This window comes from Imperialibacter sp., from assembly GCF_040222385.1.
Taxonomy (GTDB): Bacteria; Bacteroidota; Bacteroidia; order Cytophagales; family Cyclobacteriaceae; genus Imperialibacter.
Map to the genome: position 1 here is coordinate 42504 of NZ_JAVKDF010000021.1, position 24538 is coordinate 67041.

The 24538-nt window shown below is 45.7% G+C and carries 24 protein-coding genes; 10 read left to right on the plus strand and 14 right to left on the minus strand.

Annotation, left to right across the window (positions count from 1 at the left end; genetic code table 11):
- Window positions 1-3: 3 nt before the first annotated feature.
- The 4 genes from RIG68_RS06480 to RIG68_RS06495 form a co-directional block, all read right to left on the minus strand.
- Window positions 4-1293, minus strand: a complete 1290-nt coding sequence (locus RIG68_RS06480) for a NupC/NupG family nucleoside CNT transporter (RefSeq protein ID WP_350120098.1) — start codon at window positions 1291-1293, stop codon at window positions 4-6.
- 85 nt (window positions 1294-1378) lie between these two features.
- Window positions 1379-1981, minus strand: coding sequence for a bifunctional nuclease family protein (locus tag RIG68_RS06485; protein WP_151999937.1), 603 nt, complete (start codon window positions 1979-1981; stop codon window positions 1379-1381).
- A 6-nt stretch (window positions 1982-1987) separates the two neighbouring features.
- Window positions 1988-2935, minus strand: coding sequence for an electron transfer flavoprotein subunit alpha/FixB family protein (locus RIG68_RS06490; protein WP_350120101.1), 948 nt, complete (start codon window positions 2933-2935; stop codon window positions 1988-1990).
- A gap of 29 nt (window positions 2936-2964) precedes the next feature.
- Window positions 2965-3702: an electron transfer flavoprotein subunit beta/FixA family protein gene (locus RIG68_RS06495; protein WP_350120104.1), complete on the minus strand. Its 738-nt coding sequence runs from the start codon at window positions 3700-3702 to the stop codon at window positions 2965-2967.
- Window positions 3703-3891: 189 nt separating this feature from the next.
- Between RIG68_RS06495 and RIG68_RS06500 the strand changes: the two genes are divergently transcribed.
- A complete protein-coding gene (locus tag RIG68_RS06500; RefSeq protein ID WP_151999934.1) occupies window positions 3892-4218 on the plus strand; it encodes a tetratricopeptide repeat protein in 327 nt (108 codons plus the stop codon).
- 1 nt (window position 4219) lies between these two features.
- Here RIG68_RS06500 and RIG68_RS06505 read toward each other — a convergent pair whose 3' ends face one another.
- Complete coding sequence (locus tag RIG68_RS06505) at window positions 4220-5218, minus strand: zinc-binding dehydrogenase (RefSeq protein ID WP_350120107.1); 999 nt, start codon at window positions 5216-5218, stop codon at window positions 4220-4222.
- 11 nt (window positions 5219-5229) lie between these two features.
- On the minus strand, window positions 5230-6792 hold the full coding sequence (gene dnaB / locus RIG68_RS06510) for a replicative DNA helicase (protein WP_151999932.1): 1563 nt from the start codon (window positions 6790-6792) through the stop codon (window positions 5230-5232).
- A 237-nt stretch (window positions 6793-7029) separates the two neighbouring features.
- On the opposite strand from dnaB, the gene RIG68_RS06515 reads away from it, so the two are divergent.
- From RIG68_RS06515 to RIG68_RS06525, 3 genes are all read left to right on the plus strand, one after another.
- Window positions 7030-8403 carry a UDP-N-acetylmuramate--L-alanine ligase gene (locus RIG68_RS06515; RefSeq protein WP_350120110.1) on the plus strand — a complete coding sequence of 458 codons (1374 nt, stop codon included), beginning with the start codon at window positions 7030-7032 and terminating at the stop codon, window positions 8401-8403.
- A gap of 3 nt (window positions 8404-8406) precedes the next feature.
- Window positions 8407-9213, plus strand: coding sequence for an exonuclease domain-containing protein (locus tag RIG68_RS06520; RefSeq protein WP_350120113.1), 807 nt, complete (start codon window positions 8407-8409; stop codon window positions 9211-9213).
- A gap of 146 nt (window positions 9214-9359) precedes the next feature.
- A complete protein-coding gene (locus tag RIG68_RS06525) occupies window positions 9360-11540 on the plus strand; it encodes a bifunctional alpha,alpha-trehalose-phosphate synthase (UDP-forming)/trehalose-phosphatase (protein WP_350120116.1) in 2181 nt (726 codons plus the stop codon).
- On the opposite strand, the gene RIG68_RS06530 is transcribed toward RIG68_RS06525, so the two are convergent.
- Entirely contained in the window at window positions 11537-13318 is a 1782-nt protein-coding gene (locus RIG68_RS06530) for a glycoside hydrolase family 15 protein (RefSeq protein WP_350120119.1), read from the minus strand. The genes RIG68_RS06525 and RIG68_RS06530 overlap by 4 nt on opposite strands.
- 117 nt (window positions 13319-13435) lie before the next feature.
- Here RIG68_RS06530 and RIG68_RS06535 point away from each other — a divergent pair, with 117 nt between their 5' ends.
- The 4 genes from RIG68_RS06535 to RIG68_RS06550 all read left to right on the plus strand — a co-directional run bounded on the left by RIG68_RS06535 (window position 13436) and on the right by RIG68_RS06550 (window position 17468).
- Window positions 13436-14401 carry an ABC transporter ATP-binding protein gene (locus tag RIG68_RS06535; protein ID WP_350120121.1) on the plus strand — a complete coding sequence of 322 codons (966 nt, stop codon included), beginning with the start codon at window positions 13436-13438 and terminating at the stop codon, window positions 14399-14401.
- On the plus strand, window positions 14401-15969 hold the full coding sequence (locus RIG68_RS06540; protein ID WP_350120124.1) for an ABC transporter permease/substrate-binding protein: 1569 nt from the start codon (window positions 14401-14403) through the stop codon (window positions 15967-15969). The genes RIG68_RS06535 and RIG68_RS06540 overlap by 1 nt, the downstream gene beginning before the upstream one ends.
- Window positions 15970-16042: 73 nt before the next feature.
- Window positions 16043-17131, plus strand: coding sequence for a potassium channel family protein (locus RIG68_RS06545; RefSeq protein WP_350120127.1), 1089 nt, complete (start codon window positions 16043-16045; stop codon window positions 17129-17131).
- Between the two features lie 4 nt (window positions 17132-17135).
- Window positions 17136-17468, plus strand: coding sequence for a hypothetical protein (locus tag RIG68_RS06550; protein ID WP_151999925.1), 333 nt, complete (start codon window positions 17136-17138; stop codon window positions 17466-17468).
- 8 nt (window positions 17469-17476) lie between these two features.
- On the opposite strand, the gene RIG68_RS06555 is transcribed toward RIG68_RS06550, so the two are convergent.
- The 6 genes from RIG68_RS06555 to RIG68_RS06580 form a co-directional block, all read right to left on the minus strand.
- Complete coding sequence (locus RIG68_RS06555; protein ID WP_350120130.1) at window positions 17477-18112, minus strand: GOLPH3/VPS74 family protein; 636 nt, start codon at window positions 18110-18112, stop codon at window positions 17477-17479.
- Window positions 18113-18163: 51 nt separating this feature from the next.
- Complete coding sequence (locus RIG68_RS06560) at window positions 18164-19408, minus strand: cation:proton antiporter (RefSeq protein WP_151999923.1); 1245 nt, start codon at window positions 19406-19408, stop codon at window positions 18164-18166.
- 333 nt (window positions 19409-19741) lie between these two features.
- The gene (locus tag RIG68_RS06565) at window positions 19742-20347 is read right to left on the minus strand and encodes a hypothetical protein (RefSeq protein WP_350120133.1); all 606 of its coding nucleotides are present in this window, start codon (window positions 20345-20347) and stop codon (window positions 19742-19744) included.
- A gap of 8 nt (window positions 20348-20355) precedes the next feature.
- Entirely contained in the window at window positions 20356-21129 is a 774-nt protein-coding gene (locus RIG68_RS06570; protein WP_350120136.1) for a hypothetical protein, read from the minus strand.
- 94 nt (window positions 21130-21223) lie between these two features.
- A complete protein-coding gene (mscL, locus tag RIG68_RS06575; RefSeq protein WP_350120138.1) occupies window positions 21224-21634 on the minus strand; it encodes a large-conductance mechanosensitive channel protein MscL in 411 nt (136 codons plus the stop codon).
- Between the two features lie 40 nt (window positions 21635-21674).
- Window positions 21675-22466, minus strand: a complete 792-nt coding sequence (locus tag RIG68_RS06580; RefSeq protein ID WP_350120141.1) for an MIP/aquaporin family protein — start codon at window positions 22464-22466, stop codon at window positions 21675-21677.
- Between the two features lie 93 nt (window positions 22467-22559).
- Between RIG68_RS06580 and RIG68_RS06585 the strand changes: the two genes are divergently transcribed.
- Together RIG68_RS06585 and RIG68_RS06590 are read left to right on the plus strand one after the other, a co-directional pair.
- The gene (locus RIG68_RS06585) at window positions 22560-23216 is read left to right on the plus strand and encodes an HAD family hydrolase (protein WP_350120144.1); all 657 of its coding nucleotides are present in this window, start codon (window positions 22560-22562) and stop codon (window positions 23214-23216) included.
- Window positions 23217-23218: 2 nt separating this feature from the next.
- Window positions 23219-23878 (plus strand): DUF4159 domain-containing protein, encoded by a 660-nt coding sequence (locus RIG68_RS06590; protein ID WP_350120147.1) that lies wholly within the window; start codon window positions 23219-23221, stop codon window positions 23876-23878.
- On the opposite strand, the gene RIG68_RS06595 is transcribed toward RIG68_RS06590, so the two are convergent.
- The gene (locus tag RIG68_RS06595) at window positions 23879-24457 is read right to left on the minus strand and encodes a hypothetical protein (protein ID WP_350120150.1); all 579 of its coding nucleotides are present in this window, start codon (window positions 24455-24457) and stop codon (window positions 23879-23881) included. It abuts the gene before it with no gap.
- Between the last annotated feature and the right edge of the window lie 81 nt (window positions 24458-24538).

Consider the following 24538-nt stretch of genomic DNA (forward strand, 5'->3'; position numbering starts at 1 on the left):
GGATTAATAAACCACCAGGGCGCCTGCTATAGTACCTGTCATCATGCAAGCCAGCGTGGCCGCAAGAAGTGCTCTCATTCCTAGTTTGGACAAGTTACCCTGCTGGTTGGGAGCCATTCCACCTATGCCCCCCACCTGGATAGCAATACTTGAAAAGTTAGAAAAACCACAGAGTGCATACGTAGAAATGACAATTGCTTTTGGGGAGAGCAAACCAGCGGTTTTCATCTCCGACAAACCCAGGTAGGCAACGAATTCGTTGATGACTGTTTTTTGTCCAAGTAAGCTTCCCACTGCAAGCGTTTCGTTCCAGTCTACTCCCATTACAAAGGCAAAAATTCTAAAGACCTGCCCAAGTATATACTCCAGCGAAAATCCCGTGAAGCGACCGTCTGTGCTCGAAGAGATCATAGCATTCAGCCCGGTAATATCGCCCACAACGTTTGTTAAAAAATAATTGATGGCCGCAATCACAGCAATGAACGCAAGCAGCATCCCACCGACATTTAAAGCAAGCTTCAGTCCCTCAGAAGCTCCATTCGACAGTGCATCAATCAGGTTAACGCCCAGAGACTCCTGGTTGACCTTCAGCTTTCTGTCGATTTTCTCAGGCTCAACCTCGGGTATTATGATTTTGGAAATAACAATGGCAGCGGGGGCGTTCATAATAGAAGCACTAAGCAAATACGCTGCAAACTTGGTTTGCATCACCGGGTCATTCCCGCCAAGAAAGGCCACGTAGCCAGCCAACACCCCACCAGCTATCGTAGCCATGCCTCCAGTCATCAAGCACATTAGCTCCGACTTGGTCATTTTTGGTACAAATGGGCGCACAAGCAACGGAGCTTCGGTTTGGCCCAGGAAGATGTTTCCGGCAGCTGAAAGCGCCTCAGAGCCAGATAGTCTCATCGTTCTCGACATGACCCAGGCAATCCCAAATACAATCTTTTGCAAGATACCCAGGTAGTAAAGACCAGCAGAAACCGTGGAAAAGAAGATAATCGTGGGTAGTACTTTAAAGGCGAATATCACACCAAATGTGTCGCCGGCCAGGTCGCCAAACAGAAAGCGGGCACCATCGTCTGAGAAGCTTAAGAAGGTGACAAAGGCACTGCTGACACCGTTGAACAGGTGAGCTACCCAGGCCACTTTGGTGATTAACAGGCCAAACACTATCTGAAGGGAGATGCCAATCCCTACGAGCTTCCAGTCGATAGCTTTTCGATTGTTTGAAAAAAGGAAAGCAAATGCCGCAATAAGCAGAATTCCGATCAGGCCTCTCAGATAGTCCATTCAGTAGTTGTTATGGCAAACCTGCCAAAAATAAAAAAGTCACCCATTTATTGGGTGACCGCTATTCCAATATTTTGAGTAATAATCAATTTCTCTTATTCATCTCATCCCTGATCTTTGCAGCCTTTTCATAGTCCTCTTTGCCAAGCATTTCTGTCAGCAACTCCTGAAGTTTGTCCATAGAAAAGTCTTTCAGCTTGTCCATGAACCCTTTAGGGTTAGCCTTGGAAGCGGATGCCTTAGCCTTTGGTGCCTCATCAGTTTCCTCTTCATCTTCCTCACCCAGCACTATGCCAGCCTCAGCCAGTATCGCTTCATAGGTGAAAATCTCGACACCAAAACGTAGTCCGATAGCAATGGCATCCGACGGCCTGGCATCTATTTCCACTTCTCTGAAGCCATCTGAGCAAACTATTTTCCCAAAGAAAACGCCTTCCTTGAGGTCAGAAATGATTATTTCTTTGATGGTGAAATTGAAATTGTGCGCAAAAGACTTGAACAAGTCATGCGTCATTGGCCTATTGGGTACTATTTTCTCAATTTCTATGGCAATTGCCTGAGCCTCAAACATGCCAATGATAATGGGCAACCTTCTGTTTCCACCAACCTCACCTAAAACAAGCGCAAAAGAGCCAGATTGCGACTGGCTTGAAGAAAGACCTAAAATTTCCAGCTTTAATTTATCCACAAAAAATCAGTTGTTTAACGCTTTAATAGCTTCAGTTAGTTTTGGAACTACCTCAAATGCATCGGCAGCTATACCATAATCAGCCGCTTTGAAGAAGGGAGCCTCGGAATCTTTATTGATCACCACAATATACTTTGACGAATTAACTCCTGCAAGATGTTGAATAGCGCCTGAAATGCCTATAGCAATATACAAAGATGGACTTACTTTCACACCCGTTTGTCCAACGTGCTCATGGTGAGGTCTCCAGTCCATATCAGACACCGGTTTACTGCATCCCGTAGCTGCTCCAAGTGCATCAGCCAGCTCCTCTACCATACCCCAGTTTTCAGGCCCCTTTAAGCCTCTTCCGCCCGACACTACTATGTCGGCCTCCGGCAGAAGCACCTTGCCTTTGGCCTTTTCCTGCGAAGTAATCTTTGCCTTGAAGTCGGTATCACTAAGAGAAGGGGCGAATTTTTCTACTGCGGCTGCACTACCATCAGTTTTTAGCGGAACTGCATTCTTCTTTATGGCAATGATCTTTTTGCTGCCCTTTAGCTCAACATTAGCAAAGGCCTTGCCTGTATAGATGCTGCGTTTTACCTTATTGCCCTGAGGAAGTGTCACGACGTTGGAAACCAGGCCTGCCCCTATCTTTACCGATAATCTGGCGGCTACGGCATCACCAAGCGACGACTTAGCTAACACAACAGTATCGGCCCCAGCTTTGCCCACAGCCTCGGCCAGCACACTTGCATAGGCCTGAATTACGCCCTCGTTCAATTTGGCATCGTCGGCGTGAAGCACTTTGGTGCCGCCGCTTTTTCCAATTTTCTCCAGCTCGCCGCCTTCCACCTGGCCCAACACCACAGCAACGACATCGCTGCCCATAGCCGCAGCATAACTCACAGCCTCAAGTGAGGATTTCTTTATCTTTTTATCGGCAGTTTCTACAAAAACTAATATTGCCATATCTAATTTCTTTTCGGGTTAATAAACAATTAAATCACTTTTGCTTCTTCTTTCAAAAGCCTGACAAGCTCTCCTACATTGTCCTTGTCTATCATCTTCACCTGGCCTTTTGCAGGCGGCAGCTCGTAGTTTTCAGTCACTGTGAGACCGTCAATCGCTGACGGCTCAACTACTTTTAGTGGTTTGGTTCGGGCCGACATGATTCCTCTCATATTTGGTATCTTCCATTCGGCAATAGGCTCCTGGCAACCTGCTACCAGAGGCAACTCTGCCTCAAGCAATTCCTTTCCGCCTTCTATTTCACGTGTCATTTTTACCTTGCTACCCTCCACATCCAGCTTCATTACTGGCGATATCGAAGGAATGCCAAGCAGTTCGCCTACCATCCCGTGCACCATGCCCCCGTTAAAGTCAATAGATTCTCTTCCCATCAGGATCAGGTCAAAGCTCTCAGCTTTAGCAACTTCAGCAATTTGGGCCGCAACAAAAAATGAATCCGACGGAGCCACGTTCACCCTGATGGCGTCGTCTGCACCAATTGCCAGTGCTTTGCGAAGCGTGGGCTCTGTCTCAACTGTGCCTACGTTTAAAACGGTAATAGTTCCACCGGTTTGTTCTTTTAGCTCAACTGCCCTTGCTAGAGCATAGTCATCGTAAGGGCCAATTATATATTGAACTCCGTTGCTATCAAACTTGGTGTTACCATCTGTGAAAGCGATTTTTGAAGTGGTGTCGGGTACGTGGGTAATGCAGACTAATATCTTCATATCTGGTTTTATTATTCAGGCTTCGGCCAGTGCCTCGCAGGCGCTTTGAAATTTACGAGCGGTCTACCATTTTCTGGCGCAAAATGAGAGGCTTGCCAATTCCTTAAATGAGTTGATGTTGCTTAATTGTATAAACACTAATTTCGTCGTGAAGTTAACCAATTGGGGTAAAAATAAAAACGAGTGAACATGGGTAACGAAAGGATAGAAAAGCTGTTAATTTTCCTTAAAGAAACACCACAAGACCCTTTTTTGTTATATGCGCTCGCCACAGAATATAGAACTGATTCTCCCGTGAAAGCCAAAGAATATTTTGATCAGTTATTGGAGGCACACCCCGACTATTTAGCTACCTATTATCAGGCGGCCCACTTGTTTTGGGAAATGGGGCTTACGGAACAGGCCACAGCAACTTTCGAAAATGGCATCAACCTGGCCAAAACTCAAAAGGCAACCAAAGCACTGGCAGAGTTGCAAAATGCTTACATGAACTTTCAAATCGAAGAAGGTTTGTAAATCAGAACGTAACAACCAGCTTTCCGAATTGCTTCCTTTGCTTCATTTTGTCAAAGGCAGTCACCACCTCGGAAAACGGGCGAACAGAGTCAATTACAGGAAGCATTTGAGTTCGGTTCACATAATCAATCATTTGTTCGAACTCCTGATCATTGCCCATGGTGGAGCCTTGAATAGTTAGCTGATTCCAGAAGATCCTGAACACATCAAGTGTTTTGGGGATTCCTGAACTGGCACCATAAATAACTACCCGGCCTCCATGCTTTAATACTCTGAGATATTGGTTAATCATTTGTCCACCAGTGCTGTCCACAATCAGATCAAATCCACCGGAAGATTTCAGCGCTGTTTGCGCCCACTTTTCGTTGTTGTAATCAAAGCCCTCCACCGCACCAAGGGCTACTGCCTGCGTAATTTTGCTTTTGCTGCCGGAAGTAACATATACATTGGCACCTGCCAATTTCGCAAACATCAACGCATAAACAGCCACTCCACCACCCGCACCAGACACCAGCACATTTTGCCCTCTTTTTAGCTTACCACGGGTAAAAAGCGCCCGATAAGCGGTTAGCCCACACAAAGGCAGCGCCGACGCTTGTTCTGGAGTTAAATGCGTTGGCTTTTCAAACAACCGATCAACGGGCACCACCACATATTCCGACAGTGTGCCATTGTCCGGCATACCAAGAATCCGATACTGAGCAGATTGCACCTCTGGATTGCTTCCCCAGTTGATATTGGGGTTAATAATCACAGACTTGCCCTTCCAGGTTTCGTCAGTATCAGGGCCGAGCTGCTCAACCACCCCACAACCATCGGAGCCCAGCACCACGTCAAATTTGATATTGGGGTATTTTCCCTCCCTGCACCACTGATCCCGATGATTCAGGGCAGCTGCCTGCATCTTTATCAATACCTCGCCTTTTCCGGGTGTGGGCTCAGGCATATCAACCAATTTAACATGGTCGGCGGTTTCGTTGACTAGTTTAAGTGCCTTCATACAGCCAATATCTAAAATGGGGGTGAATTATCCTCAAATGTATGATCATTTTCGGAATCTCCATCAGGAGAATTCGCTCTGCTTTGCAAGGTAATGGTGCTTGAAGGATCAGGCGGTAACGGGCGGAAATTACCAGAAGGTGGTAAACCAAATCCGCTATTGTCTTCGAGGTCAGCAAACTTGGTAAATTTGCCAATAAACTTGAGCTGCACAGTATCCAGCGATCCATTTCTGTGCTTGGCTATGATTACCTCACCCACATTTTGGGTAGGCATGCCATTTTCATCTTGCGTAATACCATAATATTCGGGGCGATAGAGGAAAATTACCATATCAGCATCTTGCTCGATCGAACCAGATTCACGCAAGTCAGAAAGCATTGGGCGCTTGTCCCCTCCCCTGGTTTCCACGGCCCGGCTAAGCTGCGACAGTGCGATAACCGGCACGTTCAATTCCTTAGCAATGCCTTTCAAGGCCCTTGAAATAGACGCAATCTCCTGTTCACGATTGCCGGAACCCCCTTTAGAGGTGTCTCCCTTCATGAGTTGAAGGTAATCGATGATAATCATCTGAATATCATGCTTGGCCTTCAGTCGTCTCGCCTTGGCACGCAACTCCATGATACTCAACGCAGGCGTGTCATCTATAAAAATTGGTGCCTTGCCCAGTCCGTCCGTTTTGTGGATCAGCTGTGCCCATTCAAATTCCTCAAGAGAACCCTTTTTGATCTTTTCACTGGGAAGCTCGGCTTCAGCAGAAATGAGACGATTGACCAGCTGAATCGACGACATTTCAAGAGAAAATATCGCCACCGGTTTTTGAAAGTCGACAGCAGCATTCCGCATGGCTGAGACTACAAATGCAGTTTTTCCCATACCCGGCCTGGCTGCCAGAATAACGAGGTCCGAAGGTTGCCAGCCTGATGTCATCCTGTCGAGTGCCGTGAAGCCGCTAGGTACACCGGTGAGTCCGTCCTTATGGTGTTTCTTGGCTTCCAGCTCCAGAATGGCCCTGTGCATCAGGTTATCCATCCCTTCAAAGTTCTTCCGGATATGCGATTCTGATATCTCAAAAAGGTGCTGCTCTGTTTTATCCAGAAGCTCAAACACGTCCACCGTTTCGTCGTAGGCATCCCGCTGCACCTCAGAGGAAATTTGTATCAGGTCTCGCTTGATACTTTGCTCAGTAATGATCCTGGCGTGAGTCTCAATATTGGCTGCCGAATTGACCTTGGTTGTAAGCTCTGTGACGTAGTAAGCCCCGCCAGCCATTTCAAGTTTCCCATTTTTCCGAAGCTGGGAGGTAACCGTGAGCAGGTCGACTGGCTGAGAGTCGTTGAAGAGCATCAGAATGGCTCTGTATATCTCCTGATTGCCTTCTTTGTAAAAGCTCTCCGGCTTGAGTATGTCTACAACATTGGTGAGTGCGTCCCTTTCAAGCATCAAAGCTCCCAAGACGGCCTCTTCCAAATCTATAGCTTGCGGTGGTAGTTTGCCGAGTTGCGCCGACAATTCATTGACTGAAACTCTTCTTTTTCCGACCGGTTGCGACCGGGAAATTGGTAAACTATCCATTCAACTATTTTGGTTTTTCTCAGGTGAAAATTAAGGTTGACAAACCTATAAATTAACCCGCTTTAATCGAACCTGAACGAGCTCAAGTTATCCCTATCTTAATAACAAGTTATTAACACTCACGAGGGTCATATCATTGTCCGTACATTCAATTTAATTAAGGAAGTCCTTTTTGGGCAAAGTAATATTTGCTGACAGCCCTAATTATTCTATTTTTGGTTTTGTTAAAATTGATACATGAGCGCTGAACTTCACAGGATACATTTTATTTCAATTGGTGGTGCTGTCATGCACAACCTCGCTATAGAACTTAAAGAGAGAGGACTTGCAATAAGCGGTTCGGACGATGAAATTTACAACCCTTCAAGAGCTAATTTAGAAAAACATGGTTTGCTCCCCGCTACATTTGGATGGGATGCCGGCAGAATAACAAAAGAGCTGGATGCCGTGGTAGTGGGCATGCATGCCAAAAAAGACAACCCGGAGCTGGCCAGGGCCCAGGAGCTGGGAATCAAAATCTACTCATACCCTGATTTCATACTGGAGCAAAGCCGGGCAAAACAACGAATAGTAGTAGCCGGCAGTCACGGAAAAACCACCGTTACAGCGATGATCATGCACGTGCTTCAGCACGCCAAAAAGCCTTTCGATTACGTGGTGGGTGCTCATGTACCAGGTTTTGAACGCACCATCAGGCTAAGTAACGCACCCATCATCATTATAGAAGGGGACGAATACCTCGCCAGCCCGCTTGATCCGACGCCAAAGTTCTTAAGATACGATCATCACATCGGCATCATTACAGGTTTGGCATGGGACCACATGAACGTGTTCCCCACCTTCGACGACTATGTAAAGCAGTTTGATAAATTTGCCGACGCTACTCCAAAAGCCGGCACACTTATATATAATGAAATGGATGACCTGGCAGTGGTTATTGCAGGCAAGGAACGTACGGATGTAAAACGAGTGGCCTATGGCACGCATCCTCATTCTGTCGTCAATGGCAAAACGGTGGTTAACTACGGAGGCAAGGAGCTGGAACTCAAAATATTTGGTGACCACAACATGAGCAACATGCAGGCTGCTTTGTCTTTAGTCAAACTGCTAAGCATTCCGAAAGACACCTTTTATGAAGCGATGGTCACGTTCACCGGCGCCGAAAAAAGGCTTAATAAAGTTGCTGAGAGCAATTCTACGACGGTTTTTTACGACTTCGCACATGCTCCATCCAAAGTGGATGCTACCGTTAAAGCGGTAAAAAAGATATACCCCAACCGGAAACTGGTGGCTGCCGTTGAGTTGCATACGTTCAGCAGTCTCAACAAAGATTTTATCCCCACCTATAAAAACACCCTTAACGCAGCCGACAAAGCTGTGGTGTTCATCAATCCTCACGTCCTTGAAGCCAGGGGTATTTCCGAAATTGATGAGACTTTTCTGCGCAAATCATTCAACAGAAATGACCTCACGTTCGTTACTAACATCAATAAACTGAAGACGCTCTTCGAAGAGTCGAAAGGCGCTGATACAAATTTTCTTTTTATGAGTTCAGGCAATTTTGAAGGAACCGATATGAAAGCCTTCGCCAATGAACTTACTCAACCCTAGTAAATGACACTCAAACTTAAGAACCCCCTGGCGTTTTTTGACCTGGAAACAACCGGGATCAATATTTCGAACGACAGGATTGTAGAAATTTCCATTGTGAAGCTACTTCCCTCCGGGGAAAGAGTTACGAAAACACAGAGGATCAATCCACAAATGCCAATCCCGCTTGAAAGCAGCCTTATCCATGGCATTTATGATGATGACGTAAAAGACGCCCCAACATTTAAGGAAGTGGCCAAGTCGTACGCTGCCTTTCTGGAAGGATGCGACCTGGCCGGCTTCAATATTTTACAGTTCGACGTGCCATTGCTTGTGGAAGAGTTCCTGAGAGTGGACGTTGACTTCGATCCAAGTAAAAAGAAGCTCGTGGATGCTCAGAAAATTTTTCACCTGATGGAAAAGAGGACACTGGCAGCAGCTTATAAGTTCTACTGCGGAAAGGAACTATTGGACGCACACAGCGCTGAAGCCGACACCATGGCCACTCTGGAAGTACTTTTGGCTCAGGTAGAAAGGTACGAAGGGCAGGAAGTAGTCAGCACTCGTGGGGAGCATCTGGGAAAAGTAGCCAACGACGTGGCTGCCCTACACGAAATCACGGCGAGCAACATGGTCGACCTGGCAGGCAGAATTGTCAGGAACGATGCAGGCATTGAGGTATTCAATTTTGGAAAGCACAAAGGCCGTGCAGTTGAAGACATTTTCAGTCAGGAGCCCTCCTACTACGACTGGATGATGCGGGGAGATTTCCCAATGGACACGAAGAAAAGGCTGACCGAAATAAAACTTCGGGGATTCAACAAAAAGTAGTTTCGGTTAGTTATTTCCTAACGAAGAGAGTAATAATTGCTATTTTGATAATAATAGAGCTAAAAATTGAGTTTTAGAAAGCTTTACTCTTTTGGCGTTGCCTTTCTTTGTATATTAGTGATCTACAAAATAAGCAGCCTCTAAGTATGCCAAAAACCATCATTGTTTCTAACCGTCTTCCGGTCAAAATAAAAATTGAAAAGAACGAATTTAAGACAAGACCAAGCGAAGGAGGCCTGGCAACTGGCCTGGGCTCTATCTACAAGAAGGGAAACAATATTTGGCTGGGGTGGCCTGGGCAACCGATAAAGAAAGAATCAGACAAGACGAAAATCACAGCCCAGCTCAAGAAAGACAACATGGCACCCGTGTTTCTCACTCAAACGGAGATTGAGGAGTTTTATGAGGGGTTTAGTAATGAAACGCTCTGGCCCAACTTTCACTATTTCAATCAGTTCGCTGTCTATAACACCGGTCTGTGGAAAGCCTACCAAAAGGTCAATAGAAAGTTTGCCAAAGAAATAGCCAAAATTGCTTCACCCGATGACACCATCTGGATTCACGACTATCAGCTACTGCTGGTGCCTCAGATGGTTCGTGAAATGTTCCCACGCATCAGTATCGGCTTTTTTCTACATATACCCTTCCCGTCTTTCGAATCGTTCAGGCTCCTGCCCTGGCGCCGTGAGTTGCTGCTTGGCATGCTGGGCTCCGATTTCCTCGGTTTTCATACCTATGACGATATGCGGCACTTCCTGTCGTCGGTAAACAGGTTGGCAGGTTTTGGCAATTCAAATGGCAAAATGACGGTCAATAACCGAATAGTAATGGCCGATGCATTGCCAATGGGTATTGACTACGACAAATACGCCAGCGAAGCCTCCCACCCCGACACACTCACGAAAGAGGTGAAGTTCAGAGCCTCGCTGGGAGATGTAAAACTTGTGCTTTCCATTGATAGACTTGATTATTCAAAGGGAATCCCTCAACGACTTCGGGCCTTCGAAATGTTTCTGGAACGATATCCCGAATGGCGAGACAAAGTATCTGTTGTCATGATAGTGGTACCTTCCAGAGATCAGGTGGAAATGTATAAGCAACTGAAAGAGGAAATTGACCTATTGGTTGGCCGAATCAACGGAAAATTCAGCAGACTTGCCTGGACACCCATTCACTACTTCTACAGGTCATTTGAACTTTCATCTTTATCGGCTTTCTACAGAATGGCCCATGTTGCTTTGGTAACGCCTATGAGAGACGGCATGAACCTGGTGTGCAAAGAATTCATCGCCAGCAAACTCGACAAAAAAGGCGTCCTTATCCTTAGCGAAATGGCGGGCGCATCAAAAGAGCTCTCCGATTCTATCCTCATCAATCCTAACGATATGGAGGAACAGGTAGAAGCGATCCATCAGGCGTTAACGATGCCTGAAGGCGAGCAAATTACCCGGATGACCAGCATGCAGGAGTCGCTCAAGCGGTACAATATTCACCATTGGGTCAATCTGTTTTTCGACCGGCTTGGGCTGGTAAAAGCTGAGCAAAAAAGTCTCGAAACGAAACTTGTTGACAAGGAAACTTCGCAAAAGCTGTTCAAAGACTACAAAAAGGCCTCCACCAGGCTTATCTTCCTCGATTACGACGGCACATTGACTGGTTTTTCTGGCAACCCTCAGCATGCGATTCCTGACGCCGAACTTCACAGTATTATCAAGTCGCTAACGGCGAACAAAAAGAACAGGGTGGTCATCATCAGTGGCCGTGACAGGCAAACACTGGAAGGCTGGTTGGGCCGATACCCCGTCGACTTCATTACAGAGCATGGTGCGTGGCTGAGAGAAATCGGCTCTGAATGGGAAACTATTGCTGCCATGGACGCTTCCTGGAAAAGAAACATCATGGAAGTGATGGAAGGGTACGTTAACAGGACGCCGGGCTCATTTGTTGAAGAAAAGGAATTCTCTCTGGTTTGGCACTACAGAAAGGTAGAAACCGGGCTTGGGGAGCTCAGAACACGTGAGCTGACCAGCCACCTGAAATACATCACTGCCAATATGCCGCTGAATGTGCTGGAAGGCAACAAAGTGGTGGAAGTGAAAAATGCTGAAATTAACAAAGGCCGGGCTGCCACACTTTGGCTGGAAAAGTTTCCAAGTGACTTCGTGCTAGCAGTTGGCGATGACTGGACCGACGAGGACACCTTCAAGAGCATGCCCGACAAGGCATACTCCATAAAAGTAGGCAGCACCTATTCTGCAGCCAAATTTAATATCCCGTCCGTTGAAGACGTACGCAAGCTATTAAAACAACTAGCGGATATTGTTTAAAGGAAACTAGGGCTATCCAGCTTTCTCGCAATTCTGTTAGCGGCATTCAGGAGTCCCACATGGCTATAAGCCTGTGGGAAATTGCCCCACATGCTCCCATCACTTTCTGCCACATCTTCGCTCAGCAGTCCCACATGGTTGGCATAAGCAATTGTGTTTTCAAAAGTCTTGATCGCTTCATCCAGACGGCCTACGCAAGCCAAGGCCTCTACGTACCAGAAGGCGCAAATAAGGAAAGTGGTTTCTGGGCTACCGAAGTCGTCCACGTGCTTATACCTGTAAAACAAGCCACCTTTCCCCTTCAATTCGGCCTCCAGGGCTATCAGGTGGTCGTTGGCCCGCTTGGTGTCTCCTTGAAAATAATTCATCATGATGAGCTGCAAGGTACTGGCATCCATCCTTTCGACACCAATGGCCTGGGCATATCCTTTCTTTGACGGCACATAGCACTCTTCTATTTTTTTGGCTGACCTTTCCATCAGCTTCTGAGCCTTCACTCCCATTATCTGATCGCCGTTGTGCTTAGCTATCTTGACTGCAGCAGCGCTCCCTGCCCAGTGAAACAGATAGGTGTAGCAGTGTTTCTGCGCCAGATTACGGAACTCCCACAGGCCCGCATCCGGCTCGTCCATGGTGTTTTCGATCATCTCGAGTGCCTGATATACAAGTTTCAACGAATCGGAACGTTCTTTTCCAATAAACCGACGATCGGTGTACAGCGGCAACAAAGAAACCAGTACCTGACCGTAAACATCATTCTGAATATGTGTGTAGGCGTCATTGCCTATCCTAACCGGCCCATTGCCCATGTAACCTTTGAGTGGCAGGATCTCTTCAATCAAATTAGAGCTCTCACTAATACCATAAAGGGGCTGAAGTCGGCCTTTGTGTGTAGCGCTTGTATTAAGAATATACTGGAAGTATTTTTCCAACTCCTCAAAGTGACCAATACTATTAAAAGCAGTGAGGGTATAGTAGGTATCCCGCATCCAGCAGAATCTGTAGTCCCAGTTTCGGCCAGTACCGGGAGCTTCAGGCAAACTGGTTGTAGTGGCAGCCAAAATGGCGCCCGTATCTTCGTATTGATGTATCTTCAAAGCGAGCATTGACCTGATCACCTGAGACTGGTAAAAATCATAGATCGACGTGCTCTTTACCCAATTTCTCCAATAGTTAATCGTACGGCTCAAAAAAGCTTCTACAGTTGCTACCAAAGGGGCTTCAAGTGGGGGACCAAAAGTAAATACAAGGTATTTGGTTTCATTCAGCACAAACGCCTCATCCTCCATTACATAGGTAAGTGGGATATTTGTTGTCAATCTCACATTGCCGTCGAGGCCCAAAAACCTGATATGATTGCTTCCCTGGCTTTGTTCTGGCACTATTTTTCCGTAGTCACCTCTGGGCTCACACTCCACCTTTATCCTTGGATTTCCCTGAATCGGTTCAATTTTTCTTACCATCATCAACGGCTTGTAATACCTGTCGTTCTGGTAGAATCTGGGCGCAAAATCAGTTACAAGAAATTTACCGTCAGCGGCTTCCACCTCAGTACAAAGCACATTGGTGTTCTCAATATAGTACTGATTAAAAGTTGCATTTGGTTCACATGGGATCACAGAAAACTCCCCTCCCTTTTCCTCGTCAATCAGACTTCCAAAAATGAAGCTGGAGTCAAATCTTGGCCAACACATCCAAACTATATTAGTGTTTTTGTGGATGTGAGCTGTGAAAGCGCAGTTTCCAATCACTCCAAAATCATACGTATGTCTGTTCATTTCAGTTAACGGTCTTTTAAACGAATTCTTAAAAAGGGGCTTTTTGACTAAAGATACAAGCCTTGATTGCAAAGAGCAGGCGAATGACCTAATTTCACTTTTATCGAAAGTAAAATAATGGTCGAACTGGTCAATATTACTAAACTCTACCACAAAAAACCTGTAGTAAACGATGTTTCTCTTTTAGTTCCGAAGGGGCAGACACTGGTGCTACTCGGCAAGAGTGGTTCCGGCAAAACCACTCTCCTGAAAATGATTAACCGATTGATTGAACCCGATGAAGGAAATGTTCTCATCGACGGAGAAAACATTGCCAACCGGTCAGTGGAGGAACTCCGCAGGAACATTGGTTACGTGATCCAGGCTATTGGCTTGTTTCCGCACTGGACTGTGGCCCAAAACATAGCGACCGTGCCGGCTTTGATTGGCTGGCCGAAAGACAAAACCTCGTCAAGGGTATCGGAGCTACTGGAGCAAATGGGACTACCGCCACGGTTCGCCTCGAGGTACCCGCATGAGTTGAGCGGTGGGCAGCAGCAACGAATCGGTGTAGCCAGGGCTCTCGCCGCCAACCCATCGTTGCTTCTTATGGACGAGCCTTTCGGGGCGCTAGACCCAATCATAAGAAAGGAGATACAGTCCGACTTTCAACACCTTAGCATCTTCAAAGAAATGACGAAGATCGTGGTCACTCACGACGTCAAAGAAGCTTTCTATCTGGGTGATGAGGTAGCACTCATTGACGAGGGGAAAATCATTAAAAAAGCCACACCCAGAAACTTTCTATTCAATTCAACGAGCAACCTGGTTAAGGGCTTCATCGGGGAAGATGCATGGTCGCTCAAACTTTCACAAGTGGCACTTTCAGAAGTCATTTCCTTTCTGGCATTTGCGAAGGACTCCGCAGAAGAGGTATTGATTTGTCATACAGATGAAAAGCCATTCAGCCGGATATTTTCTATGGTAAATTCTGACCAACAACAAGTAAAAATAATCGACGACAGCGGGCTTGTAGGGCATGCATTTGTGGGCGACTTAAAAGCTTCATTTCTCAAATTCGAAAGCCAACTGGTAGCAGACTGATGATCGAGTTTCTAAAAGATAATATTGGCGAAATAGGTGAGCAAGCAATGGAGCACTTGTGGCTTTCGGGGATCTCCATTTTTCTATCCTGTGTAGCCGGAATAAGTCTTGGATTGGGTCTCACCAGGAATCAGAAATTGGCGGGCTTTTTCATTGGTGTCACCGGAGTCATGCAAACCATCCCAAGCCTTGCCATGCTTGGCTTTTTCATTCCCTTCCTTGGCATTGGAAAGCTGCCTGCCATTGTAGCGCTGTTTTTATACGCATTGCTACCCATAGTGAGGAACACTTACACGGGCATTCAGAATATTGATGCAAATATCAGAGAGGCCGCCGTTGCGATGGGCATGACACGCTATCAATTGCTGATGAAAGTAGAGTTTCCCCTGGCGCTGCCGGTGATTTTTGCAGGAATCCGGACAGCCACGGTAATCAATGTTGGTGTAGCTACCTTGTGCGCACTTATTGGTGCCGGGGGACTTGGAGAGTTTATTTTTAGGGGGATCACTCTCAACTCTACTTCTATGATCCTCGCTGGAGCCATTCCGGCATCGCTATTGGCCATTTCTCTGGACTATGCACTATCGCTTGTGCAGAAAAATGTAAGAAAGAGGTTGTGGCCATTTATTGCGGGAATGGCTATTGTGGTAAGCATCTACCCCGTCTGGGCCAGCCTGAGTCAAACCAACAATAAAGTAGGCCTGGTCGCTGGCTTCAACTCGGAATTTATGAACAGGGCTGATGGCTGGCCTGGGCTAAGCGAAGCTTATGACCTGCAACTACCAGCAGTAGAGCTGGAAATAACACTGATGTACGAAGCGCTGAAGAACCAGGAAGCCGACGTTATTGCTGGCTTCACCACTGATGGCAGAATTCAGTCCTTCAACCTCCGGGTACTGGAGGACGACCTGCATTATTTTCCGCCCTACTATGCCGCACCCATTGTCAAGCTGGCAACGCTCAAAGAGTATCCACTGCTGGAAGCTTCTCTTGAAAAGCTGGAGGGCAAGATACCAAAGGAGTTGATTGCGTACCTTAACCTGAAGGTCGATCAGCATGAATTCACCATCGAGCAGGCTGCCGATAGCCTGCTTTCAGCAGTAACGAGGGGAGTTTTTGTTAACAATCGTTCTGCGTCCGGCAAAGAAAGGCTGGTTATTGGCTCCAAAGCTTTCACGGAAAGCTACATCCTGGCAGCTTTTCTTTCGAGGTATATCGAAGCTACTACCTCCTACCGAACCGATCTAAAGCTAGGCTTCGGAGGCACCAAGCTACTTTTCGATGCCTTCATTAGCGGCGACATCAAGCTTTATCCCGAATACACAGGCACAGCTTTGCTGGTTTTCGTTCAGCCCGACAAAACTGTTATTGACTCCTTGCTTCAATCACCGGAAAAGATTCATACTTTTACCAATAGAGAATTAAAAGAAGACTTTGGTGTTGTAATGCTGCCTTCGTTTGGGTTCAACAATACAACGGCCCTGATGATGAGAGAGGAGTTGGCAAATCAGCTTGGCATTGTCTCTATCAGCGACTTGAAAAATTACATCAATCGTTTTGATCAGTAGGGCAATAAGTCATATTTTAACAACCTGATACCTTAAAAAATGCGGAAGACAGTTCCGAGCTAATCGACCAAAAGTGGCTGCTAGAGATCAACAGAATAAACACCTAAAACATGGCCTTGAAATTGCAGGAGGGCTAGTGATCTATTTTATCCTGATAGCTCTGCTGGTGGAATTCGAAAATGACAGCAATCAGGCCTCGATAACAAACTTTTCGAATGCCATCTGGTTCTCAATAGTGACACTAACTACCGTTGGTTACGGAGACATCTATCCAATAACTATTTATGGAAGAGTTATTGGCTATATATTCCTCTTTATAAGCCTGGGTATTTATGGTCTTTTAATTGGTCAATTCACAACACTTATGACAACTATTAAAGAAAATAGCAAATTGGGCTATGGCGGCACTTCCTTCGAAGATCATGCTATTATCATTGGATGGAACGATTTTGGAAAAGCAGTCGCAGATCAGCTCGTTGGGGTAGGGAAAAAAGTAGCTATCATAACTGACAAAGCCACTGACATCGATATTATTAAGGAGAAGTACCGGAGCGCCAGACAAAACATCTACACGCTTTATGCTGACTATCAAAACCTCGATATGTTGTCGAAAGCGAATATTGAAGACTCTTCAATCGTGTTCATTAACTTTGAAAATGACACAGAGAAACTGGTCTATGTACTGAATTTGAAAAAGCTGTACTCCAGCTTACGTTTTGTTGTGACACTCGACAATGCTAACCTGCGCAACACATTCCTAACGGCAGGAGTAACAAACACCATCTCCAAAAACGAAATAGCCTCCAAGCTACTTGCCAGCTACATGTTTGAGCCAGATGTGGCTGAATACAGCGAAGACATCATGTCGATTGCTGAAACTGACGGAGACTACGATATCAAGCAATTGATTGTAACCGAAAAGAATCCATACCTCAACAAACCCTATCAGGCAGTGTTTTTTGACATCAAAAAGCGATTCAATGTAATCCTGATCGGCTTGAGCAAACTGGAGGCTGGTGGCAAGCGGAAGCTCCTTAAAAACCCAACTGATGAGCAGAAAATAGAAATGGGAGATTATATGATTATGATCCTCAACAAGAAGTCATATCAAGCCCTCCGCAATGTCTTCCAGATTGACGAAGGCTATGTTAAAAAACTATGATCCTATGAAGGCATTCAAAATCGCACGACTATCGCTGGCTTTGGCTTCACTTGTCCTCTTAGGATGTGAAAACAGAGATGCTAATCCAGAGACCAGCATCTCCATGGGGGAAATTCGTGAGGAGGGAGAATATCACTTCACTGTGATCATGGTCGACAACTGCGAATATCTGATGCTGATGATGGACAGAAATCACCCGCATGAAGGGTTTGGCTTTATGGCACACAAAGGGAATTGTAGAAACCCGATTCATATCTACAACCCCGATGTTCCCTATGTACCTACCGTTTACGACTCATCTGTCGTCGTCGGCAGACCACTTAAAATCGATAAGTAGTTTTCCCTTTAAAGCGCCGCAATGTGCTCTTTTACCTCCTCCAGAGAACTGGCAACTTCAGGAGGCAATCCACCTGAATGAACCGAGTCTTTAGCAAACTTGATGGCATCGATAAGCTCATCTTTGTCGCTAAACACTTCGTCAAGAATCTCCAGACTCCCCAGCAATGAAGCAAGAATGACGAACGCCGGAGTTGGCTTCACTCCTTTCAATACAATTGACTTTAACGAATCTCTGATTTCCTTCTCGTAGGCATAATTCGCATTGTCCATACGCTCAGAAATAGGTATCCATAGCAAGCGGGTTGCTTCCCTCTTCAAAATACCTCTGCCAATCAGTAAATCGATACACATTTCATAGAGAGATCTCATTTGAGGTGCAAGGCTCACAACTGTGTCCTTTACTGATTTGCCCCCTTGGCCGACGCCGCTCAGTATGTGGTCGAGTATTTTGTTGCCTGAGGAAGTCGTGTCTTTGATGGTGATTTTACCTCCCTCAAAACCAATTTTACGCAGCAAGTGCAGTTCAAAAATCCCTGCGGCTACCAAAGCGTCTATGATGCCTTTTTCGGCATCTGCCAACAACCTGCCCTCATTGTCATCAAGGGCGATTAACAATAGTCCTTCTGCTAAACTTAATCTCATTTTATAATTAATGTTACTATGCTAAAAACACTACAAAGTAAATGAAAATCACTATGACTTTATAAGTTTTCCAATGGTTAAACCTTGTACAAGTATGGAGAACACAACCACACAATAGGTACAAGAAAGTATAAGATCCTTTTCAGCGATAGAATCGGGAAGAGAAAGAGCCATTGCTACTGACAATCCGCCCCTTAACCCTCCCCATGTGAGGATAGCTACGGTGTTCTTTTCAAAGTGTCGGAAACGTTTCATAATGCCTATCGGCAAGGCCACGCCGATAAACCTGGCAGCCAGTACAATCGAAATTGACATTAGTCCGAGTGCAAAATAATCGACCACAAAACTTTGACTGATAACTATCATTTCGAAGCCGACCAAAATGAACAGAATGGCGTTCAATGATTCATCGAGCAAGTGCCAGAATTTATACACGTATTCTCCCGTGGCACTGGCAAACTCATCTCCCCTGCCCTCGTTGCCCACAAATAGTCCCATGATTACCATTGCCAGTGGGCCAGAGACATGTAGCATTTCTGAAAGCCTGGCGCAAACCAGCACCATAGAAAGGGTTACCAACACCTCAAGCTCCACATGATCATTGTCGATGAAGTCGAGTAGCTTAAGTCCCATATAGCCAAAAACAGCTCCAATACCCAATCCGCCAATTACTTCTCTGGCAAATAGTCCCGCCACCTCAAGTGCATCAAACGAATCGGCTCCTCCTCTTTCGTCAATTCCCATGATGGTGAGAAACACAACAACGCCAATGCCGTCATTGAACAGCGATTCTCCTGCTATCTTAATTTCCAGGTTTTTGGAAAGATTGGCTTTTTTGACCAGGGCTAGGACTGCAATAGGATCTGTAGGCGATATCAGTGCACCAAAAAGGTAACAGTGCACCAGCGTGATTTCAAATCCTACAAAGGTGAAGGCGTAATACATCAGCGTGCCTACAATAAAGGTAGACACAAGCACACCAATGGTCGCCAAAATCAAAATGGGCCACTTTTCCTGCAAAAGCATTCGCAGGTTAATCGACATGGCGCCAGCAAAGAGCAGAAAGCTCAGCATGACATTCAGGAGCACTTCTTTGAAGTCGAAATCCTCCATGATTTGGATAGCCAGGTCACTTACTGAAGGGAAAATCAAGCCAAGCAGTAATATCACGACAGACATCACAAGCGCAATAGCCATCAAACCGATGGTATGCGGTAGTTTAAGGTAGGTGATATTTACTAGAGTGAAGGCAGCTGACAGGAAAATCAGCAACGAAATAAGGTCTAATATATCCATACTCCTGTTTTAGTCGATAGGTCTAAGCAATTAAAAATTAATACCATCTAGAAAAGATTCTTTTTAAACACGGCCTTTTATTATTTGAACCCATTCGTTTTCCTTTCGAAAGGAGTTCCATGTAACAAAGCGCCACTTTTTGCTGGTGAATAAAAAGCTGCAGGAATATTGGTGGTAATCGCCGGGCAAATATATAGAATTAACCTCTATCTATTAAAATTAATGTAAAAAAATAGGTGCTTTACCCTATCCAGGGCTTTTGTCATGCGCAATCTGTTTGAGCAAAGGTAAGCACCTACGGAACCTACCTGACCAAGAATAAGGCATAAAAAGCTAATATGTCAATTTAGCTACTTCCGAAATTGGCATAGCATTGGCAGCACTAGTGACTTCACTTTCGGTAAAGGCCCCATCAAAGTCCACGGTGAACAGCGACTGATTGAAGGGAATCTGAAGAGTGTAACCTCCTACAGCTTGTGTTGCATCTTTTCTTTGCAAAAGTGCCTTGTACCCGCTCACCTTAACCACCTTCTGGCTACCATCCGAACTATTCATAATCATAGGCATAGCCAAAAGACTGTTAATACCGGCCAGCATGGGCGAGTTGTCCATCAAGTCAATGGCGACCGACTTGGTGGTGTCACCATAATCACGGTGAACAAACAATCCCCCAAAAGACGAAGAGTTGCCGGAGACATTATCGTTTGCCTCAACAAACGAAAAACCAGCAATACTTTTGGGCAGTATTTCCAGAATCTCCTTTCCAATCTCCTTATCCACCTCAGCCAGCGACTGCTGCAGGGCAAACCGAGCTTCTTCCAAATTGCCCGCCTTGTACTCATTCTTTGCTGTAGCCGTTGATGCGCTAAAATCATTTTGCGCACTAGCCTTCAGGCCAGCCACTGCTATAATCAATGCAAGTATATATATCTTCTTCATCTTAAATCTTAGTTAATCTTATCGCCCAACTGTTTTTGAATGCCTGCCAAATCAAAGGCGTCCGATACTTTTAGCGCAGCTGATTCGTTAGCAAAATTTACCATTTTCATGATCGCTATGCTTGTCTGCCCGAGAGGCACCGACAGTTTGTAACCATCGTATTCGGAAAACTCCAACACACCCTTAAAACCCTGCACCGTCACTGATTTGATGTTCTCCTGACCAGAGGTATAAGCCGGATTGGTCAGGTACATATTGGCCGACATGAGTAAGGAAGAATTATTGGCAACAGTTATATCTATGGCTTTGTCGTCGTTGTAGTATTCCCTGAAAATGGTTAACCCGACAAAAGCCATTCCGGTACTTGTGACCTTATCGCTCTCCTTGACAAAGCCTATGCCAGCCACTTTTTCAGGAAGAGACTCCATTACCTTGTTGCCCATTTCCATTTCTATCCCCACAATGGCCTGTTGTAGTGCATACCTGGCTTCGCCATATTTCTTAGCAGAAAATGAAGACTCGGCTGTTGCAATGCTCTTTCCTACATCGGGCGGGGTTGTGATAAGGCCTCCGGACGTGTTATTCATAGGTCGCCCAGATCGTTCATCACCTTCAGAAACACTGGGTGTAGACGGTGCGTCATTGTCACCAAAAATGGCGTTGGAAGCTTTGTTCTTGGCTGCCGATTTCACTTTGTTCAATATGGCTTGCGCCTCTGTTTGGTAGTTTAAAAAGCAGAGCAGCGCCAGCGCAACGGCTCCTTTCACTTGAAGTTTCAGCATACTCGTTTGTATTAAAAAAAGAATCGACAGCAAGATAATACGTTGAATCCATTTCAACGTTTCCTTACTGCCGATATAATTTTGAACGAAGCGGCTATTTTTGTGCTTTCAGCAAATCTCTGATCTCAGTCAATAGCTTCTCCTCATTGCTAGGTGCAGGTGGAACTGCTGGAGCCGGAGCTTCTTCTTTCTTCTTTTCCATCCGCTTGTAGGCCTTAATGACCATGAAAATGGAGAAGGCGATGATGATGAAATCAATCACAGTCTGGGTAAAAGCACCATAATTAATTGTTACAGCTGCTTTTTCACCAACCGCCTCCTGAATAACGACGTTTAGATCCCGGAAGTTGACATTACCAAGCAGCACCCCTATTGGCGGCATTAGTATGTCATTTACAAGTGATGACACAATTTTTCCAAAAGCCCCGCCAATGATGACTGCGGTAGCCAGATCGATAACATTGCCTTTCATGGCAAAGTCCTTGAATTCTTTTAAAATTCCCATGTTTACGATTTATGTTGGTAGTAAAATGTAATTAAATGCCCTAAGGCTTTCTGTTTTCCAGCAGGCTGAGAATGACGATAATAGCAAAAAAGATTACCCCAACAGACAAAAACAAGCTCACCTCATTGTTAAATAAAAAATTGTAAAGCGCTGCGCCGGTCGCACCTCCAGCCAATGGCCCCAGCACTGGCACCCAGGCATATCCCCAATTAGATCCGCCCTTTCCGTTGATAGGCAATACCGCATGTGCTATTCTCGGCCCCAGGTCTCGGGCTGGATTGATGGCAAATCCTGTGGTTCCTCCGTGCGACAAACCAATTGCAGTGATTAACCCTCCTACTACCAATGGGTTCAACCCTTCGGTAAACTGATTAGCACCTATAAACAACAGAGCAAAGATCAGGATAAAAGTGCCCATAAATTCCGAAAGTATATTAGCGCTTGTGCTCTTTATAGCCGGGCCAGTAGAAAACACGCCCAACTTGGCAGCGGCATCGTCCGTTGCCTTCCAGTGGGGTAAAAAATGAAGATAAGCTAAACAGGCTCCACAAAAAGCACCAGCCATTTGAGCAAGCATATACCCTGCTATCATGTCGGCAGGAAACTCACCTGCTGCATACAAGCCAAGCGTAACAGCGGGATTTAAATGAGCTCCGCTAATGCCGCCTACAGCATAAATACCGAGCGTTACCCCAAGCCCCCAGCCAATACAGATGGTGAGCCAACCTGCATTTTGTGCATAACTTCCTTTAAGTGTTGTTGCGGCGTTCACTCCGTTGCCAAAATACAGCAAGACCATTGTGCCAATAAATTCTCCTAGGTATGGGTTCATGTGTTGTCTTTTTGCGAAAATATACGAAGATGATTTGGAACCGCCATTCGCTCGGCTAATTTTACGCCCAGCGCTATCTAACCACGCAAATACATGAAGCCAGCCGCCTTATTGTTCGACATGGACGGAGTAATAGTAGATAATCATCAATTTCACCTGAAAGCGTGGATGGAGTTTTCAAAGCGACATGGCTTCCACCTTGACGAAGCCGAGTATAAAAAACACATCAACGGAAGAACAATTTCGGCTACTATGACCCACTTTTTCCCTGATGAAAAAAACCCAGATGTCATCCAGTCCCTTGGTGCCGAAAAAGAGGAGATTTACAGACAACTGTATGCTCCACATCAAAAACCAACTCCCGGCTTGGTAAATTTCTTGCGCCTGGCCATGGATGCCGGGATTGCTGTGGGCGTTGGTAGTTCAGCACCTCCTGAGAATATTGCCTTCACTTTGGATGGCCTTGACCTTCGGAAGTACTTCGCCGCAATTGTAAATGGCAGTGAAGTGAGTGTGGGCAAACCTGCGCCTGAGGTGTACTTGAAGCTGGCAGAAAAGCTCGGTGCAAAAGCTGAAGATTCCATCGTACTGGAAGATGCTCTCTCGGGGATTGAGGCTGGAAAGAACGCAGGAGCAAAAGTGATTGGGCTGGCTACAACCCACCCAGCACATGAAATCAGCCATTCAGACCTTGTGATAAACGATTTCAACGGACTCACCGTTGATAAACTAACGTCTCTTTTTGACTAATTATGAAGAAAGTCTCCATTTTGGCTCTTGTGATGTTAAGTTTCAGTGCTGTCGCACAGCAGGACAACACAATGAAAATTGCCAAGCTGAAATATCACGGGGGCGGCGACTGGTACGCCAACAAGACTGCACTACCAAACCTGGCCAAATTTTGCAATGAAACCCTGGGCACGGCCCTTGCACCTTCCGAAGACGCTGTTGACGTAGGCAGTCCTGAGATTTTCTTGTATCCCTATGTGTACATGACTGGGCATGGCAACGTGCTCTTTTCCGATCCGGAAGCAACCAACCTCAGGGAATACCTTGTTTCAGGTGGCTTTTTGCATATCGACGACAATTATGGTCTCGATCAGTTTGTTCGCCTCGAAATGAAGAAGGTGTTTCCAGAACTAGAATTTATTGAGCTTCCTTTTTCACACCCCATTTACCACCAGAAATACCAGTTTGCTGACGGTCTGCCCAAGATTCATGAACACGACGGCAAAGCACCCATGGGTTATGGACTTATTTATGAAGGAAGACTTGTTTGCTTTTATTCTTACGAATGCGACCTGGGAAATGGCTGGGAGGATCAGTCGATCTACAACGACCCGGAGACTGTGCGGCTAAAAGCCCTGCAAATGGGTGCCAACATTATCGCCTACTGTTTCACGAGTTTCTGATCAATATTTTCTGTTGAGAATTTCGCCAAGGATGATGGCCTTCTTGGCACCATGCTGATCGGAAAGCATATCTACAATTTCGTCCCGAAAAGCTGAATTGTCCTCTTCTTTGATCTCAAATTCTTTGAACCTGCTTTTGGCTCTTTCAAGCTGCGCTGAAAGCTCGTCGTCTTTGCTGTGATCGATATGGATTGATTCCTGATAAATTCTTTTTGTTTCTTCATCAGAAAAAAGCCTGGTGTGGCTACCCTCTTTCACAGTCACAATTTCCTTGTCCTCCCACTCATCGTGCACGTCTTCATAGTTTTTTCCGTCTGAGGGAAATTCGAAAGATCGGCTGGGCTCAGGCGCTGGTTGCTGGGGTGGCTTTTGAGCAGTTTTACCTCCGCTGGTCAGCTCCTTCAGCAGGTCTTCGAAGCTCATTGGTGGCGTGGATGTCGGCTCCGGCTGGCTTTCATAGTCATCATCACTTTGAGACCTTCTTTCCTGAACCTCAGGCGCTTTTGGCTTCTTCTTCAGGTTTCTGACCACAAAATAAATAATGGCCATAACAATGTAAATGATGACGTCTCTATCCATATACCTCAAATATAAGTCATTGAATGTTATTTTTGCTGTCTGCCCCAAAAAAGAGGACAAGTATCAGCGTAATGTTGATAA

What these genes read in the sequence shown, in the direction of transcription:
- mscL (WP_350120138.1), bottom strand. Translation starts at nt 21,634, where the DNA reads ATGGGAATTTTAAAAGAATTCAAGGACTTTGCCATGAAAGGCAATGTT.
- RIG68_RS06490 (WP_350120101.1), bottom strand. Translation starts at nt 2,935, where the DNA reads ATGGCAATATTAGTTTTTGTAGAAACTGCCGATAAAAAGATAAAGAAA.
- RIG68_RS06505 (WP_350120107.1), bottom strand. Translation starts at nt 5,218, where the DNA reads ATGAAGGCACTTAAACTAGTCAACGAAACCGCCGACCATGTTAAATTG.
- RIG68_RS06540 (WP_350120124.1), top strand. Translation starts at nt 14,401, where the DNA reads ATGATCGAGTTTCTAAAAGATAATATTGGCGAAATAGGTGAGCAAGCA.
- RIG68_RS06520 (WP_350120113.1), top strand. Translation starts at nt 8,407, where the DNA reads ATGACACTCAAACTTAAGAACCCCCTGGCGTTTTTTGACCTGGAAACA.
- RIG68_RS06480 (WP_350120098.1), bottom strand. Translation starts at nt 1,293, where the DNA reads ATGGACTATCTGAGAGGCCTGATCGGAATTCTGCTTATTGCGGCATTT.
- RIG68_RS06585 (WP_350120144.1), top strand. Translation starts at nt 22,560, where the DNA reads ATGAAGCCAGCCGCCTTATTGTTCGACATGGACGGAGTAATAGTAGAT.
- RIG68_RS06595 (WP_350120150.1), bottom strand. Translation starts at nt 24,457, where the DNA reads ATGGATAGAGACGTCATCATTTACATTGTTATGGCCATTATTTATTTT.
- RIG68_RS06550 (WP_151999925.1), top strand. Translation starts at nt 17,136, where the DNA reads ATGAAGGCATTCAAAATCGCACGACTATCGCTGGCTTTGGCTTCACTT.
- RIG68_RS06530 (WP_350120119.1), bottom strand. Translation starts at nt 13,318, where the DNA reads ATGAACAGACATACGTATGATTTTGGAGTGATTGGAAACTGCGCTTTC.
- RIG68_RS06525 (WP_350120116.1), top strand. Translation starts at nt 9,360, where the DNA reads ATGCCAAAAACCATCATTGTTTCTAACCGTCTTCCGGTCAAAATAAAA.
- RIG68_RS06515 (WP_350120110.1), top strand. Translation starts at nt 7,030, where the DNA reads ATGAGCGCTGAACTTCACAGGATACATTTTATTTCAATTGGTGGTGCT.
- dnaB (WP_151999932.1), bottom strand. Translation starts at nt 6,792, where the DNA reads ATGGATAGTTTACCAATTTCCCGGTCGCAACCGGTCGGAAAAAGAAGA.
- RIG68_RS06495 (WP_350120104.1), bottom strand. Translation starts at nt 3,702, where the DNA reads ATGAAGATATTAGTCTGCATTACCCACGTACCCGACACCACTTCAAAA.
- RIG68_RS06555 (WP_350120130.1), bottom strand. Translation starts at nt 18,112, where the DNA reads ATGAGATTAAGTTTAGCAGAAGGACTATTGTTAATCGCCCTTGATGAC.
- RIG68_RS06565 (WP_350120133.1), bottom strand. Translation starts at nt 20,347, where the DNA reads ATGAAGAAGATATATATACTTGCATTGATTATAGCAGTGGCTGGCCTG.
- RIG68_RS06580 (WP_350120141.1), bottom strand. Translation starts at nt 22,466, where the DNA reads ATGAACCCATACCTAGGAGAATTTATTGGCACAATGGTCTTGCTGTAT.
- RIG68_RS06560 (WP_151999923.1), bottom strand. Translation starts at nt 19,408, where the DNA reads ATGGATATATTAGACCTTATTTCGTTGCTGATTTTCCTGTCAGCTGCC.
- RIG68_RS06535 (WP_350120121.1), top strand. Translation starts at nt 13,436, where the DNA reads ATGGTCGAACTGGTCAATATTACTAAACTCTACCACAAAAAACCTGTA.
- RIG68_RS06570 (WP_350120136.1), bottom strand. Translation starts at nt 21,129, where the DNA reads ATGCTGAAACTTCAAGTGAAAGGAGCCGTTGCGCTGGCGCTGCTCTGC.
- RIG68_RS06500 (WP_151999934.1), top strand. Translation starts at nt 3,892, where the DNA reads ATGGGTAACGAAAGGATAGAAAAGCTGTTAATTTTCCTTAAAGAAACA.
- RIG68_RS06590 (WP_350120147.1), top strand. Translation starts at nt 23,219, where the DNA reads ATGAAGAAAGTCTCCATTTTGGCTCTTGTGATGTTAAGTTTCAGTGCT.